This is a genomic window from Kamptonema sp. PCC 6506 (assembly GCF_000180455.1).
In the GTDB taxonomy this organism is placed as follows: domain Bacteria; phylum Cyanobacteriota; class Cyanobacteriia; order Cyanobacteriales; family Microcoleaceae; genus Kamptonema; species Kamptonema formosum.
On record NZ_CACA01000269.1, the window covers coordinates 1 to 13,733 of the forward strand.

Genomic DNA, 13,733 nt, shown 5'->3' on the forward strand with positions numbered 1-13,733 from the left:
TCCTTAACCACTAACTAATAGTTTAGCAGTAGCATTGACAACAATTTGAGCAGCACCCGTAAAGAAAGGGCGATCGATAGTTGCTAGAGTATCCGTAGGTTGGTGATAGTGAGGCGATCGCAAATTTGCAGTATCCGTCACCAACACCGCACCCACTCCCTGATACCAAAAAGGCGCGTGATCGCTCCGTAAAACATCCGGTGTCAGCACGCCTTTGAGGGGAACTGGAAGCGTTACAACTGTGGGTAAATCCGCTTTCCCGGACTCCGTGAAAGTACTCAGTAATGGCAAATGTTCGGCATCTCCTACCACAGCGATAAATTCTCCCTTGTCTGGAGATTTCACTCCTGCGGCCTGCAAAAATTGATTAGAAGCTAGCCCTTCTGGATAGCTCTGACATCCTGAAATTTGGCAAGCATAACCCACCATATCCAGAACTATTACTCCTTGTAAATCCTTTAACTGCGACTTGTTACCAGTGAAAGCCAAACTGCCTAAAAGTCCCAATTCTTCGCGATCGAATAATACCACTTGTAACGTCCGAGGCGTTGATTTTGAGCTTAAAAGTCGTGCCACTTCTAGAACTACGGCCACCCCAGTAGCATTGTCATCAACTCCCGGCGATCGCGGTACAGTGTCGTAATGGGCACCAACTAGAATAGCACCCGCTGAAGGGTCAGTACCTTTACGTTCCGCAAAGACATTGACACCGCCATTAAAGGGCTGCAATACTGGTGAAAATCCCATCTCTCGCAATTGTTGAGATAAGTAATTTCGAGTGCGATCGCGATCGCCATCCCCATAACGTTCTCCCGCCAAGGCTTCAAGGTGTCCCCACAGTCGCTCAGAATCAACCTGTGGCAATTCTAGCTCCTGTGGGTAAGACAACTCTGGCGGTGTGGAGTTTGGCGAAATATTCACAGTGCGATCGACTTTCACCTCTGGTACAAACGAGGGATACCAAGAGTGAGAACCCCAACCAGCTACCCCAACAGCAACCAGAATCAACATCAACACCAAAATTAAATTCTTCATTGAAAACTCAAAAACTTATAACAATCGAGCGGACATGAGAGTACCGCCCCTACAAACTCATATAGCAACCTTCTCGGCACTTATGACATTGTGAATTCCCGAAACCCTTAATTCTAAACCCTTCTTCTCTCTTCCCTAGCCCCTAGCCCCTAGCCCCTAGCCCCTCTTCCCTAGCTATAACTCCCCATTTTCAATTTCCAATTCCTGATTCCAGTCAATTTCCTTATTCCCCAGCTCAAATTTATTGCCTTGAAAGAAAACATGAGGAATTGTCGTTGCCGAAAACTGAACAATAGTTACAGGTTTTTGTAACCACTGGCAATAACTCGGATTCACCTCCTGGTAAATTGCCTTAAAAGACTGAATTTCCACCTCTAGCTGTGCTGCTAGCTGATTAATTTTTTGAGCTTGAGATTGCAAAAGCTTTCCTCCCGCTTGCACCTGTCGCTCAAGTTCCAACCATTCCTGCTGAGAGCGTAACCGATCCAACTCAGCCTGCTTGTGTGTTAGTAAAGTTTCTTTGTGCTTGAGTTGAATTTCTAGAGCTTGGATACTTTTGTCAATCTCCTTAAGTTGTTGTACCCAATTAGCCGCAGCCGCAGCATTATGCTTGTGAAATTGGGCAAGAGCTTCCGGTGAGTTATTTTTAGGGAAGGCAACAGCGACTCGGAATGAAGAGCGCTGTTGGCGAATTTCATCGAGTTTCCCTTCCAGGGAAAGGACTTCCGCTTGCAAGGGGGCGATTTCGGCTTCAAGTTCTGCGATCGTCTGGCTCATAATTTTTAAGAACGGGACAACCAATTTTAAATTGTTAACTGTTGACTGTTAACTGTTAACTGTTAACTGTTAACTGGCAATTCTCCCCTTCTCCCCAGTCCTCAGTCCCCAGTTCCCAGTCCCAAATTCAATAGATATCTCAAAACAGTGTTAAGAACAACCGACTTAAGGCTAAACACAGCAGAAGATAAGCGTATCTGAAGTTAGAGGTCTTGTCCATGCAGCCAATTCGCACATTTAACGTTTCTCCTTCGTTACCCTCAAGTCTCGAACCTCTACGCAAGCTTGCCTACAACTTGCACTGGGATTGGAATGTAGAGACTAAAGACTTATTCCGCAGGCTCGATCGCGACTTGTGGGACTCTAGCAACCAAAACCCGGTATTGATGCTAGGAACCATTTCTCAGCAGCGACTCCAGGAAGTATCAGAAGATCGAGGCTTCCTGGCTCAAATGAACCGTGCAGCCTTGCAATTAGACGATTACCTCAAAAACCGAGATTGGTATCGCAAACAGCGCAGTACGAAGCAGCAGGAATGCTACGCTTACTTTTCGATGGAATTTGGCTTAGTCAAAGCTCTGCCCATCTATTCTGGCGGTTTAGGGGTGCTGGCTGGCGATCACCTCAAATCTGCTAGCGATTTAGGTTTGCCGCTTGTAGGAGTGGGTTTGCTGTACCAGGAAGGTTATTTTTCCCAGTACCTTAACGCTGATGGCTGGCAGCAAGAGCGCTACCCGATCAATGATTTCTATAATATGCCCCTGCACTTGGAGCGCAATCCCGATGGCTCGGAGTTGCGAATTGCAGTAGACTATCCTGGCCGTCAAGTCTACGCCCGGATTTGGCGGGTGCAAGTGGGTGTTATACCTTTGTACTTGCTAGATACGAATATTGAACCCAACAACCGCTACGACCAAGATATCACCGATCAACTTTACGGTGGCGATAAGGATCTGCGGATGCACCAGGAAATTATGCTGGGTATTGGTGGTGTGAAAATGCTGAAGGCTTTGGGGCTGAAAGTGACGACATACCACATGAATGAAGGTCACGCAGCGTTTATGACTCTGGAACGCATCCGCGTTTTGATGCAGGAAGAACACTTGAGTTTTGAGGCTGCGGAACAAGTGGTTGTTTCTAGTAGCGTATTCACAACTCATACGCCTGTTCCTGCTGGTTTTGATTTGTTCGATCCAGAGATGGTGATGCACTATGTCGGCGATTATGCCGAGATTTTTGGTTTATCTCCTGATGAATTTATGGCTTTAGGCCGGGAAAATACTGGTGATTTGGTCGCGCCTTTGAATATGGCAATTCTGGCAATTAAAATGTCCAGTTTTGTCAATGGTGTGGCGGCTTTGCACGGTAAGGTTTCGCGCCCGATGTTTCAGGATTTATGGCCGGGATTGCCTGTGGATGAAGTGCCGATTACGTCGATTACGAATGGGGTACACGCCCGTAGTTGTGTGGCTAAGCCTACTCAGGAGTTGTACGATCGCTATCTCGGCCCCAATTGGGAGATGAGTCACAAAGACGATCGCTTGTGGGATCGTTTGTCTGCGATTCCTGATGAGGAGTTGTGGCGCAATCACGAACGCTGTCGTCTGGAGTTGGTAGTGTTTGCGCGGGAGTTGTTGGTCAAGAGTTTGCGCGATCGCGGTTCTTCCCAAAAGGAACTCGATCTGGCCCAAGAAGCTCTCGATCCTAGTGTTTTAACAATTGGTTTTGCGCGTCGTTTTGCTACTTATAAACGCGCTACTTTGTTCCTGCGCGATGTCGATCGCATTAAGCGAATTATGCGGGAAAAGGGCCAACGGGTGCAATTTGTAATCGCTGGTAAGGCTCACCCGATGGATATTCCGGGTAAGGAATTGATCCGCGATATTGTTCACTTCATCCGCGAGCAAGATGTGCGCGATTCGATCGTATTTCTCCCGAATTACGACATTAATGTTTCTCGGTTTATGGTGGCGGGTTGCGATGTCTGGCTAAATACGCCGCGTCGTCCCCGTGAGGCTTCTGGTACTTCGGGGATGAAAGCCTCGATGAATGGTTTGCCGAATTTAAGTATCTTAGATGGCTGGTGGGATGAAGCGGATTATGTTCGCACTGGTTGGGCGATCGGTCATGGGGAGTTTTATGAGGATACTGAGTATCAAGATGAGGTTGAGGCGAATGCTTTGTATGACTTGATGGAGAAGGAAGTTGTACCTCTATTTTACGATCGCGATGCTGAGGGTGTTCCTCGCGGTTGGGTGGCGAAAATGAAGGATGCAATTCGCTTGAATTGTCCTGTATTTAATACTGCCCGGATGGTACAAGATTACGCGCAGCGGGCCTATTTTCCGGCTAGCGATCGCTTCTACGGAATGACTTCTGAAAGTTATGCTCCCGCTAAGGAGTTAGCTGAGTGGAAGAAACAGTTACTAGAGAAGTGGTATGACATCAAAATTGAGGCGGTTGATGTCTCTGAAGATGTCGAAGTTAAGGTGAATCAGTCGATCGCTGTGAAAGCTCGAATTAATTTAGCTGGGTTGACTCCTGCGGATGTGCAAGTGGAACTCTATCAAGGTGCTCTGGATACTAATGGGCAAATTATTGGAGGGATGCCGGTGGTGATGGAGTATGTGGGAGAAGATGCTCACAATTCGACGCTTTATTTGGCTGATATTACTTATACTTCCAGTGGGTTACAGGGTTTATCGATGCGGGTTTTGCCTAAGCACGATTATCTTAGTAGCCCTTATGAAGTGGGTGTGATTCTTTGGGCCTCTTAATGTTGGTTATATCCAGTTTGGTTGATTAATCATTGTTAGGAGTGAGGGGCGGGTTTACAATATCTAGGAGTGTTTGATTACGGATATTTGTGAACCTGCTCCTACATTAATTATGGTCAATTTACGGGATTTGATACAGCGGTTTAGACAGAGATTATGAAAGCTTTTCCTCGCCTCATAGCTCCCTTCAAACAATTTGGTGAATCAAATACTCTTATAACCTCAGTACATCATTAAAAGTAATCTTTGCCTAAAGCCTGGTTATCGAGATCGCTAATAAAATCTCGTAGCTGCTTAGTTTCCCATGCGTATGCACGTTGATACTTAGGAATGTTGAAAATTCTGCGGCTCTCAAACAGATCGCTAATAGCCTTCTGTCCGTTTTCCATTCTGTTTTCTCTCTATGTCAAAGAAGCCCTGTATGAAGGATTACTGTCCGTTTAATCTTAACACGAATCTAATTTACTAGAATATTTTTATTGATTAGAGTCAACATTAGGACAATAGGGACAATTGTACACTCTAGATGTATAGAATGAACAATACGAGCGATCGCCTGAAGACACCACCCTTTCATGCGATCGCATCTTCCCCTGATTCTAACAATCCTCAAACTAACGGTAAAGGTTCCAAACTGCGCCACAAGTACCACGAAGCAATACTACAATAAGGCTTCCACTTTTGCCCTAAACGTTCTGTAGTCTTGCGATCGGGAAGTGCATCAAGACCATAGAGTTTCCGAATCCCTGAACGTATACCCAAATCATCCACAGGTAAAACATCCCACCGATTGAGACGGAAAATTAAAAACATCTGAACACTCCAGCGACCGATACCTTTGACTCGCGTTAGATTCTTGATAATCGATTCATCATCCATGATTTCCAACTCCTCAATGGTCGGCAATCCCTCGATCGCATGACGCGCTAAATCTTTGAGATAAGATATTTTGGGCCGCGAAATACCCACCTGGCGGAGCACTTCATCCGGCGTATCGAGGACATCTTGCGCCAAAGGGAACTGAGTGTTAGCGTAAAGTTGGAGAAATCGAGCGTGGATGACTTTAGCTACCTTAGTAGAAAGTTGTTGATGCAGAATTGACTGGGATAGACAAAAAAACAAGTCTCCCTCCAACTCGCGCTGATTTAATTGACACCCACCAACTTGGTCAATGAGTTGTCCCAAAATGGGATCGGAATCCTTGAGATAGTCAATAGCGATCGAGTAATTCATCTACGCAAAAACCCAATATTGTTTGCGATTTGTATTCCAAATAGTACGTAATATAGAAATATTAGCGTATTCCGATCGCACCTCAGCCTCAGCCCAGAAACCGGGTTTCTGCTATAATTTAGGCATCCTATCGAAGATTTGGATAACAAACCCGGTTTCTCAGACCCACGCGATCGCTCCCTTAACCCAGAAACCGGGTTTCTGCGATAATTTAGGCATCCTAACGAAGATTTGGATAACAAACCCAGTTTCTAACTCCCATGCGATCGCACCCTCAGCCTAGAAACCGGGTTTCTGCGATAATTTTTGCATCCTACCGAAGATTTGGGTAAGAAACCCGGTTTCTAACTCCCATGCGATCGCACATTTCTGACTTCCTCACCTACACTCTGATATGCCACGTCGCCAAATTATCTTCCAAGCGGGTAATTACTACCATGTTTATAACCGAGGTAATAACTGTCAGCTTATCTTTTTTGAGCGAGAAAACTATATTTATTTTTTACGGCAATTAAGAAATCATCTGATTACTTATGGTAAAGAACGGATATTCATGGTTATCTTTGAGAGGTATTCAAATTAGAGCTTTCGTTCTGAATGCAGCTCTTCGATGAGCTTATTGCTTCAGGGGGCGAAAAGCGCCCCCTGAAGCATTACAGGCTCATATTTTCAGGATTCAATCCCTATATAAAAATCTGGGATTATTGACAAGTAACTAGCGCATTTGGCTACTAGGCCCAATCACGCCAACTTTGTGTCGAAACGTTAGTTCCCCGCCAAACCAACCACTAATTCCTAACAAAGTGGCGACAATGATAGAAATTGTAATGCCTATGGGAAATATGGGCGCGATTGGATCGCCGAAGCGCATTACCCAGTTAATCAGGGACAATACTAGAGCTGTAATATTACCAGCCATGTGCAACCAGCCAGCACTGCGATCGCGGACTCTTTTAATTCTTGAGAAGTCCAAAAAGCCCGTAATTCCTGCTAAAATACCGCTCACAAAACCTGCACCAATCAGCCAAACAGAGGCTCTAGCCCAAAAGGGATCGCTTGTTAGCCAATAGCCAATATCACTACCTGCTGCTCCTACTAAAAAGGCAACTGGGAAGATCACAATTACGGGGTGGATCGGATGGCCTGCGATGTTAATCGAGCTGGTTATACCACTGTCGCGGTACTCGGAATCGAGACTTTCCAAAATCGGCGGAATATTGGGGAAAGGTGCTGTCTCTCTTTGATTTGTTTCCATGATTCCTCCGTTAAATAAGTGTTGAAAAAGTTAAGACATCCCGATCGGGAATTTAAATTTACCGCCACACGCGCTCGCCATTTTCATCAGTACGAGCTTGTCTAATTACATCGGATATTTCGTCAGCATCCTTAACGTGATGCAGTGCTTTCTTTTCGCCGTCTGGTTCTTCAACAATGAAGTAAGTAGGAACTGTAATATTGTCTCCCGTAATGTCGGGAACGTCATCGACGGCCAGTTGCTTAGCTTTTTCTTCGATGGATTGGGGTTCATCGGAGATGCGATCGCCTGGATTAGTGGCGCGATTAACGTCATTAATTGCGTTAGTCTTGTCGATAGTCATAAATTCCTCTTGCGCCTTGCTAAATTTTTGTCGTTTTACTTTTTTGCTTTCGCCTTACCCACAGGATTTGAGGTACTTTTGGCGGCTGATACAGCAAGCGTCAGCTTTTGGTGTAGCATTACCTATATTGAAAGTAAAAACGCCCTAAGAAAGCATCTCTCAAGGGGGGTAACTTCCAACTGCCGACCTCGAAGGCGACCTCTTCCTACGGACATATTTTTGTTTAAAATTGTAGAACTCCTTAACTCTAAAATGGGAATGAAAACTTTTGACTGGATTGTTATTGGTGCTGGGATTACAGGTGCAGCTCTTAGTTATGAATTGGTCAAAAAAGGTTTGACTGTATTATTATTAGAGCAAAATGGTGTAGTCCAAAATGCTACTCGTTTTAGTTATGGTGGTCTTGCATTTTGGTCTGGTACGACAGATTTAACTTGTCAATTGTGCCGCGAGGGAATTGAAATTCACCGCCATTTATCTCAAGAGTTGGATACCGATACTCAGTTTCGGGAACTGGATTTATTGTTAACAATTGCTGCTGGCGATCGCCCTGAGAAAGTTGCTGCTAGCTACGCGCATTTTGCGATCGCGCCTCGGCTTTTGAGTGTGGAGGCGGCTTGCGAGTTGGAACCTCTGCTAAATCCCAAGGCGATCGCTGGTGCCCTTACTGTCGCGCACGGTCATATTTCGCCGGAAGCCACAACTCAGGGTTACAGCGATCGCTTTGTGGATTTGGGTGGTTCCATAGAATTTGCTCAGGTGAGAGGATTTGTCCGGGAAGGCGATCGCATTTTGGGAGTCAAGAGTGCGACAGAGACTTATCACGCGCAGAATGTGGCTGTTTGCGCCGGGGGTTTGAGTAGGATGTTGTTAACATCCGCCGGGATTCCTCTACGGCTATATTTCACACGCGCTGAGATGTTGGAGATACCGCCTCAAGCTAGCCGAGAGGTGAAAGTGCGATCGCTAATCATGCAAGCAGTGCTCCAACGTTTCCCCATGGAAGCGGCGGCGAGTCAAGTTGAAGTCGATCCCTTGTGGGATGAACCTGGAAATGTTTTGGCACCATCAGTTTTAGATGCAGGTGCGATTCAATTCCAAGATGGTAGCATCCGTATTGGGCAATTATCTCGCGTGTTAAGCGATCCTAATGCTACTGTCGATCGCGCTGAAAGTGAGGCCGCCATTCGCGCAGGTGTGGGGAAGTTTTTACCTGCTTTGGAAAATTTACCGGCAACTTGGCACGATTGCTTAGTGGCTTTTAGTTGCGATCGTCTACCTTTAATTGGTGCAATTCCTAATATTGAGGGAATACATATATTTTCGGGATTTAGCAATCCTTTAGTATTTGTACCGCCTCTAGCTAAGCGATTTGCTAATTGTGCTGTTGGGGAAAACGATCCGTTAATTCCTAAATTATCTCCCAGTCGTTTTGTTTAGTTGAAAAGTGCAACTAGGAAGGCGACTACTCAGATGGTTTATTTTGACCTCACGTTAATTATAGGACTTACGCAAAACTATTCGTAACGCCGCCATCCTGGCGGCGTTACGTAATCGCGCGTATCAACGAATATTTAATAATAACTCCCCGATTTACGATGATGCACCGCTGTCACACCATCAGCTTTGAGCAGATGACCATTTTCAATTACCGCATAAATTACCCAATGATCTCCGCATTCCATCCGGTTTGCAACTGAGCACTCCAGATAAGCAAGAGCATCACTCAAAACCGGACAACCATTACTAGCTTCCTGAGTTTCTACTGCGGCAAAACGGTCTTCACCGGGAGCAAAGCTCTTCATGAAATGCTTCCGTAATTGTCGGCCTTCTGCTAAAATATTCAACACAAACCGATCGCCATTGTGCATCAAAGACTCAATTGCTCTATCTTTTGCTACCGCCAAAGTAACACCTGGAGGATTAAATGTTGCTTGCGATACCCACGATGCTAACATCGCGCTAGCGACTTCTCCACGCTTAGCAGAAACTACGCAAAGAGAGCCAACAATTCGACCAGCAGCTTGTTCTGTGCGGTCTGCACCGCTACCTAATGCAGGTCGGGGTGCGCGGAGTTTCTGAGATTTTATCAATGCTTGAGCAAAGTCAGTTCCCGTTTCTTCGCATTGTTGAATCGTGACATCTGTAGGCTTGAATTTAACTCGAATTGGTTCAAACCCTAACCGATATCCGGCATCTTTGAGTTTGTTTTCAACTAAATCAACAGCTTCACCACTCCAACCATAAGAACCAAATACACCCGCTAATTTGTTCTTAGCTGCTGTGGATAAAACTACCCCTAAAGCAGTTACAATTTGAGTAGGTGGATGACCGGCTAAAGTAGGCGTACCGATGATAAATCCATCACATTTTTCAATGGCTTCTTGAATTTCTCCTGGTTCTGCTGCTTCGCAATTAATTGAATCAACGGCTACACCTGCTTTAGTAATGCCTTTTGCGATCGCTTGTGCTAATATCCCTGTATTTCCGTAAGCAGACGCATAAATCAGCACTACTGTCAAGTCTTTTGTCTTTTGCTGTTGGCTCCATTCCCGATACAAATGGGTTAATTCTGTGAGGCCGTAACGCACCAATGGCCCATGACCGGGAGCGTAAAATTTAACAGGTAAATCCGCCAATTTATCCAGTGCTGCTAACACTTGTTTTGCCTGAGATGCGTGCAAAGAATCGTAATAATAGCGGCGGTCTTCGCTGTAAACGCTCCACCCTTCATCAAATACTTGATCGCCGCAAACATGAGCACCAAAAAGTTTATCTGTGAATAAAACTTGTGTTTTCGTGTCGTAGGTGCAAAGTTCGTCTGGCCATCTGGGAGTAGGAGTGGCAACGAATTTTAATTGATGTTCTCTCCCTAAATCAAGGGTTTCTTCACCTCTGACAACGTTAATATTTAACTCTTGGTCGGGAAATGCCGCACGCAACGAAATTGCCGCCGGATTTGTGCAAACAAAGACAATTTGAGGAGCTATTTCTAGCAGAGTTTTGAGAGTTACGGCTCGGTTGGCATTAAAGTGTCCGAGAATGATGTAATCTAGCTTAGCGATATCGAAACGCTGCTGCAATGCCTCTAGATAGTTTTTGGTGAAGGATTCACCGGGAGGGTCAATTAAGGCTGTTTTGTCAGATTCAATGAGAAAAGAATTTGCCGTTGTCCCTCTTTGGAGGGAATATTCAACCTCGAATTTGAGTCTGTCCCAAGTGCGCGATCGCAGTACAATTGTCTCTGCTGCAATCTGGAAAAATTGGACATCACGGGGTTTCGAGTTAGAGATAGTTTGAGGAGTTAGAGTGTTAGTCATGTATCGCACCAATTAGAAACTGTACTATGGAACTTCTTTTGATTTCCTGCCAAAATTTGGTATCCACAATGTCAAATTTGGCACCCACCTGCTGTAAATTGTTATCCAGGTAAGTGAGGAACTCTCTGGTTTCTACATCTTCGCCAATTTGGATAAAACTAATGCCAATTTCTTCATCTTTAGCAATCTTATTGGCAGTATTGATAATAGTCTCAGCAACAAGTTTGCCATCTTCCTGTTTTTCGTCTATGACTACAACAATTATCGCCCCTTTTTTAGCTTTAGGACTTGCCTTCCGCTTAAAATAATCGTTGAGAGCATCGCTAAGAGCTTCTTGCAAGCTAATTTTAATTAGGTTTGCAGGGTCTGGTGTTGTATTTTGCCGCTGCAAAATTTCAGCTAACCGCTTGACATCTGTATTTTCATATTTCCAGAGAGGGGTTGAAGCTTCGTAGACAGTTAAGCCGTCGCTGTCTAATTCTTGACATTTTTTTGCCAAGTCAATCAGGGATGCTTGAGCTGCTAGCCAGTGTTCGTACAGAGGATGATTTTGCTCTCTGCTAGCAGCACTTCTAGCAATAATTATGATGTAATCTCTGTCATTCAAAAGGTTGGTAAGCATTATTTAACAATTAAGTTGTTAGTAACTAAGTCTGTGAATTTATAGCCACTTTCTGTTTTATTAGGTACATATCTTGCTAATTGCTAATTGCTCATTAGTTATTAAAAGCAGTACCTACTAATTGAAAACTGCTATAAACAAATTTTTTGTGCTAGAGGTTTTAGGCGCTTTATTTTATAATCAAGCGCCTAAAAGCCTCTATTACCAACCTAGTAATGATTGCCTACTTTGCGGTGGTGTACGGCTGGTAAAGAATCAGGATCGCTGACTCTGCCGCTATCAACTGTCGCATAGACAATATGATGATCGCTTACTTCCATGCGGCTAGTTACTTGACATTCCAAATAAGCTAGAGCTTCCGTAAGAATGGGAGAACCATTGCTAGCGGGTTGAGTTTTAACACCGGCAAAGCGATCTGCACCGGGAGGAAAACGCTTTAAGAAGTGCTTCATTAGCGCTTGATAATTGTTTTCCGATAGCACATTTAAAACAAATTTGTCTCCCGTGTGCATCATCGATTCAATTGCACGATCTTTAGCAACTGCTATGGTTAAACCTAATGGTTTAAAGCTAGCTTGCATCACCCATGATGCTAACATTGCACCGCTGACTTCGCCTTTTTGAGCGGTGATGATATACAGTCCGCCGCTAATTCGACCCAAGGCTTTATCGAGGTCACTATCGAGAGATTTCATCTGCTTAACAGCTTTATCTCGCGTTAGCCATTGTCCCAAGTCGGTACCGGCTTCATCGCACAATTGATAGGTGGCTTCTGTCGGCGCTTCTTTGATCAAAATGTTGGGGAAAGCTTCTTTTAATCCCAACTCTTTGAACTTGTTTCGGAGGGGATAAATGGATAAGTCGTCTCCACCTCCTGACTCGCATAAACCGATAGATTGTTTATTATGAACAGCGGCTAAAATGGTGTTAATTGCTGTTTCTGCGATCGCGGCGGCGGGGCCCGTACTCGGTGGCGTACAAATGACTATACCAGCAGCTAAACCTACCAGTTCGCCAACTTCCTGCGGATCTGCGGTTTTTAGATCCATCATTTCGACAGCAACACCGGTTTTAGTGATACCGTGTGCGATCGCTTGGCTAAGGCGATCGCTATAACCGTAGTCGGAAGCGTAGAAAACTGCAACAGTTGTTTCTGCTTTAGTTTGTTCTTGACTCCACTTTTTATAGCGTCCAGTCAGTTCCACAACATTATGACGCAATAAAGGGCCGTGACCGGTAGCAACTGTGTTAATTTCTCCCAGTTCGGCCATCCGCTTCATTGCACTCAAAACCGATCGCGCATTGGGAGCCATCAAGCACTCATAATAGAAGTGATAATCTTCTTCAATCGCTGCTAAATCTTCATCATAAGTGCTGTCTGAACAGTAGTGCATCCCAAAAGCATCGCAAGTGAACATCACTTGGGTTTTAGCATCGTAGCTAAAAATTGTATCGGGCCAATGCAAGTTTGGCGCTGACACAAATTCGATAACGTGACCGTTGCCTAAATCTAGTTTGTCGCCATTTTTAACTATCTGCCGTTTAAATGGCTGATGCACCAAGTCTTCTAAGAATTGAATTGCTACTTTTGAAGCCACAATTGTTATTTCGGGGGCCAATTGCAGCACATCTTTAACTAAACCGCTATGGTCTGGTTCGGTGTGGCTGATAATTAAGTAATCAATCTCAGCGGGGTCAATTAACCCCTTAAGAATATCGAGATATTGTTGGCGGAACTTCTCATGGGAGGTATCAACCAGCGCTGTTTTCTCGCCGCGAATGATAAATGAGTTATAAGTTGTGCCGTTTTTCAGACCGAATTCTATATCAAAGCGATCGCGATCCCAATCCAGACAGCGAATGGTCGTCGTGTCAGGCGCGATCGCGCCAGTCTCTACAGTCAACCTGCGTTCTACTCGTTCAGTGAGCGCTACCATTTGTCGCCTCCTTGTGAGCAAGCCATTAATACATCATTACTTCTATTCTTGCACGTTTTAATTGTAAAGCTTTATTAAAAAACCTATTACTCAGTTAAGAATACTAAAACTAAGTCTATCTTCTGCTTGCTTTCCTCTAATTTCTAGCCTCTGTCTTGACAAGATTGACGAAATGTGGTAATCAATAACCGAATATCGGTTAATCTCGCCACCTCACCCGGCCCTCGTTGTTACATTTTCAATTAAAAAATTTACGATTAGCTGCGATCGCAGTCAAAGCTTCACATTTAAAATCGGCATCGTGAGTCACCAATTTTAGATTTTTTGCCTTGCAGAGTTCAGCTAAAATCTTGTCATTAAAATCAGCATCTCCCACAGCATAACCACTCAATATTCCGCCTAAATCCGCTGATTCAAAACCGCTGTCAATTCGT

Annotated in this window: 13 protein-coding genes; 3 read left to right on the plus strand and 10 right to left on the minus strand. The window is 44.6% G+C overall.

What is annotated here, in order from left to right; translation table 11 throughout:
* Positions 1 to 3: 3 nt before the first annotated feature.
* Both OSCI_RS14320 and OSCI_RS14325 read right to left on the minus strand, forming a co-directional pair.
* Positions 4 to 1,035: a M28 family peptidase gene (locus OSCI_RS14320; RefSeq protein ID WP_007355711.1), complete on the minus strand. Its 1,032-nt coding sequence runs from the start codon at positions 1,033 to 1,035 to the stop codon at positions 4 to 6.
* A gap of 174 nt (positions 1,036 to 1,209) precedes the next feature.
* On the minus strand, positions 1,210 to 1,812 hold the full coding sequence (locus OSCI_RS14325) for a hypothetical protein (RefSeq protein ID WP_007355712.1): 603 nt from the start codon (positions 1,810 to 1,812) through the stop codon (positions 1,210 to 1,212).
* Between the two features lie 218 nt (positions 1,813 to 2,030).
* Here OSCI_RS14325 and glgP point away from each other — a divergent pair, with 218 nt between their 5' ends.
* Positions 2,031 to 4,589, plus strand: coding sequence for an alpha-glucan family phosphorylase (gene glgP / locus OSCI_RS14330; protein ID WP_007355713.1), 2,559 nt, complete (start codon positions 2,031 to 2,033; stop codon positions 4,587 to 4,589).
* 233 nt (positions 4,590 to 4,822) lie between these two features.
* Here the strand turns inward: glgP and OSCI_RS28515 are convergent, their stop codons facing one another.
* Entirely contained in the window at positions 4,823 to 4,978 is a 156-nt protein-coding gene (locus OSCI_RS28515) for a DUF262 domain-containing protein (protein WP_007355714.1), read from the minus strand.
* A gap of 220 nt (positions 4,979 to 5,198) precedes the next feature.
* Positions 5,199 to 5,822 (minus strand): DNA-3-methyladenine glycosylase family protein, encoded by a 624-nt coding sequence (locus OSCI_RS14335; RefSeq protein WP_007355715.1) that lies wholly within the window; start codon positions 5,820 to 5,822, stop codon positions 5,199 to 5,201.
* A 22-nt stretch (positions 5,823 to 5,844) separates the two neighbouring features.
* On the opposite strand from OSCI_RS14335, the gene OSCI_RS30755 reads away from it, so the two are divergent.
* Positions 5,845 to 6,105, plus strand: coding sequence for a hypothetical protein (locus tag OSCI_RS30755; RefSeq protein ID WP_148288894.1), 261 nt, complete (start codon positions 5,845 to 5,847; stop codon positions 6,103 to 6,105).
* Between the two features lie 432 nt (positions 6,106 to 6,537).
* Here the strand turns inward: OSCI_RS30755 and OSCI_RS14340 are convergent, their stop codons facing one another.
* Together OSCI_RS14340 and OSCI_RS14345 are read right to left on the minus strand one after the other, a co-directional pair.
* On the minus strand, positions 6,538 to 7,077 hold the full coding sequence (locus OSCI_RS14340; RefSeq protein ID WP_007355717.1) for a DUF2231 domain-containing protein: 540 nt from the start codon (positions 7,075 to 7,077) through the stop codon (positions 6,538 to 6,540).
* A gap of 58 nt (positions 7,078 to 7,135) precedes the next feature.
* Positions 7,136 to 7,420, minus strand: coding sequence for a hypothetical protein (locus OSCI_RS14345; protein WP_007355718.1), 285 nt, complete (start codon positions 7,418 to 7,420; stop codon positions 7,136 to 7,138).
* 258 nt (positions 7,421 to 7,678) lie between these two features.
* Between OSCI_RS14345 and OSCI_RS14350 the strand changes: the two genes are divergently transcribed.
* Positions 7,679 to 8,860, plus strand: a complete 1,182-nt coding sequence (locus OSCI_RS14350; protein ID WP_026103776.1) for an NAD(P)/FAD-dependent oxidoreductase — start codon at positions 7,679 to 7,681, stop codon at positions 8,858 to 8,860.
* Between the two features lie 134 nt (positions 8,861 to 8,994).
* On the opposite strand, the gene OSCI_RS14355 is transcribed toward OSCI_RS14350, so the two are convergent.
* The 4 genes from OSCI_RS14355 to OSCI_RS31085 form a co-directional block, all read right to left on the minus strand.
* A complete protein-coding gene (locus OSCI_RS14355) occupies positions 8,995 to 10,740 on the minus strand; it encodes a diflavin flavoprotein (RefSeq protein WP_007355720.1) in 1,746 nt (581 codons plus the stop codon).
* Complete coding sequence (locus tag OSCI_RS14360; RefSeq protein ID WP_007355721.1) at positions 10,733 to 11,362, minus strand: hypothetical protein; 630 nt, start codon at positions 11,360 to 11,362, stop codon at positions 10,733 to 10,735. Before OSCI_RS14360 ends, OSCI_RS14355 begins: the two co-directional genes overlap by 8 nt.
* Positions 11,363 to 11,571: 209 nt before the next feature.
* On the minus strand, positions 11,572 to 13,299 hold the full coding sequence (locus tag OSCI_RS14365; protein ID WP_007355722.1) for a diflavin flavoprotein: 1,728 nt from the start codon (positions 13,297 to 13,299) through the stop codon (positions 11,572 to 11,574).
* A gap of 238 nt (positions 13,300 to 13,537) precedes the next feature.
* Complete coding sequence (locus OSCI_RS31085; protein WP_007355723.1) at positions 13,538 to 13,690, minus strand: hypothetical protein; 153 nt, start codon at positions 13,688 to 13,690, stop codon at positions 13,538 to 13,540.
* Positions 13,691 to 13,733 lie beyond the last annotated feature (43 nt).

Coding starts and splice junctions, on each gene's coding strand:
- OSCI_RS14360 (WP_007355721.1), bottom strand. CDS start 11,362: ATGCTTACCAACCTTTTGAATGACAGAGATTACATCATAATTATTGCT.
- OSCI_RS14335 (WP_007355715.1), bottom strand. CDS start 5,822: ATGAATTACTCGATCGCTATTGACTATCTCAAGGATTCCGATCCCATT.
- glgP (WP_007355713.1), top strand. CDS start 2,031: ATGCAGCCAATTCGCACATTTAACGTTTCTCCTTCGTTACCCTCAAGT.
- OSCI_RS14350 (WP_026103776.1), top strand. CDS start 7,679: ATGAAAACTTTTGACTGGATTGTTATTGGTGCTGGGATTACAGGTGCA.
- OSCI_RS14340 (WP_007355717.1), bottom strand. CDS start 7,077: ATGGAAACAAATCAAAGAGAGACAGCACCTTTCCCCAATATTCCGCCG.
- OSCI_RS14365 (WP_007355722.1), bottom strand. CDS start 13,299: ATGGTAGCGCTCACTGAACGAGTAGAACGCAGGTTGACTGTAGAGACT.
- OSCI_RS14325 (WP_007355712.1), bottom strand. CDS start 1,812: ATGAGCCAGACGATCGCAGAACTTGAAGCCGAAATCGCCCCCTTGCAA.
- OSCI_RS14320 (WP_007355711.1), bottom strand. CDS start 1,035: ATGAAGAATTTAATTTTGGTGTTGATGTTGATTCTGGTTGCTGTTGGG.
- OSCI_RS14355 (WP_007355720.1), bottom strand. CDS start 10,740: ATGACTAACACTCTAACTCCTCAAACTATCTCTAACTCGAAACCCCGT.
- OSCI_RS14345 (WP_007355718.1), bottom strand. CDS start 7,420: ATGACTATCGACAAGACTAACGCAATTAATGACGTTAATCGCGCCACT.
- OSCI_RS28515 (WP_007355714.1), bottom strand. CDS start 4,978: ATGGAAAACGGACAGAAGGCTATTAGCGATCTGTTTGAGAGCCGCAGA.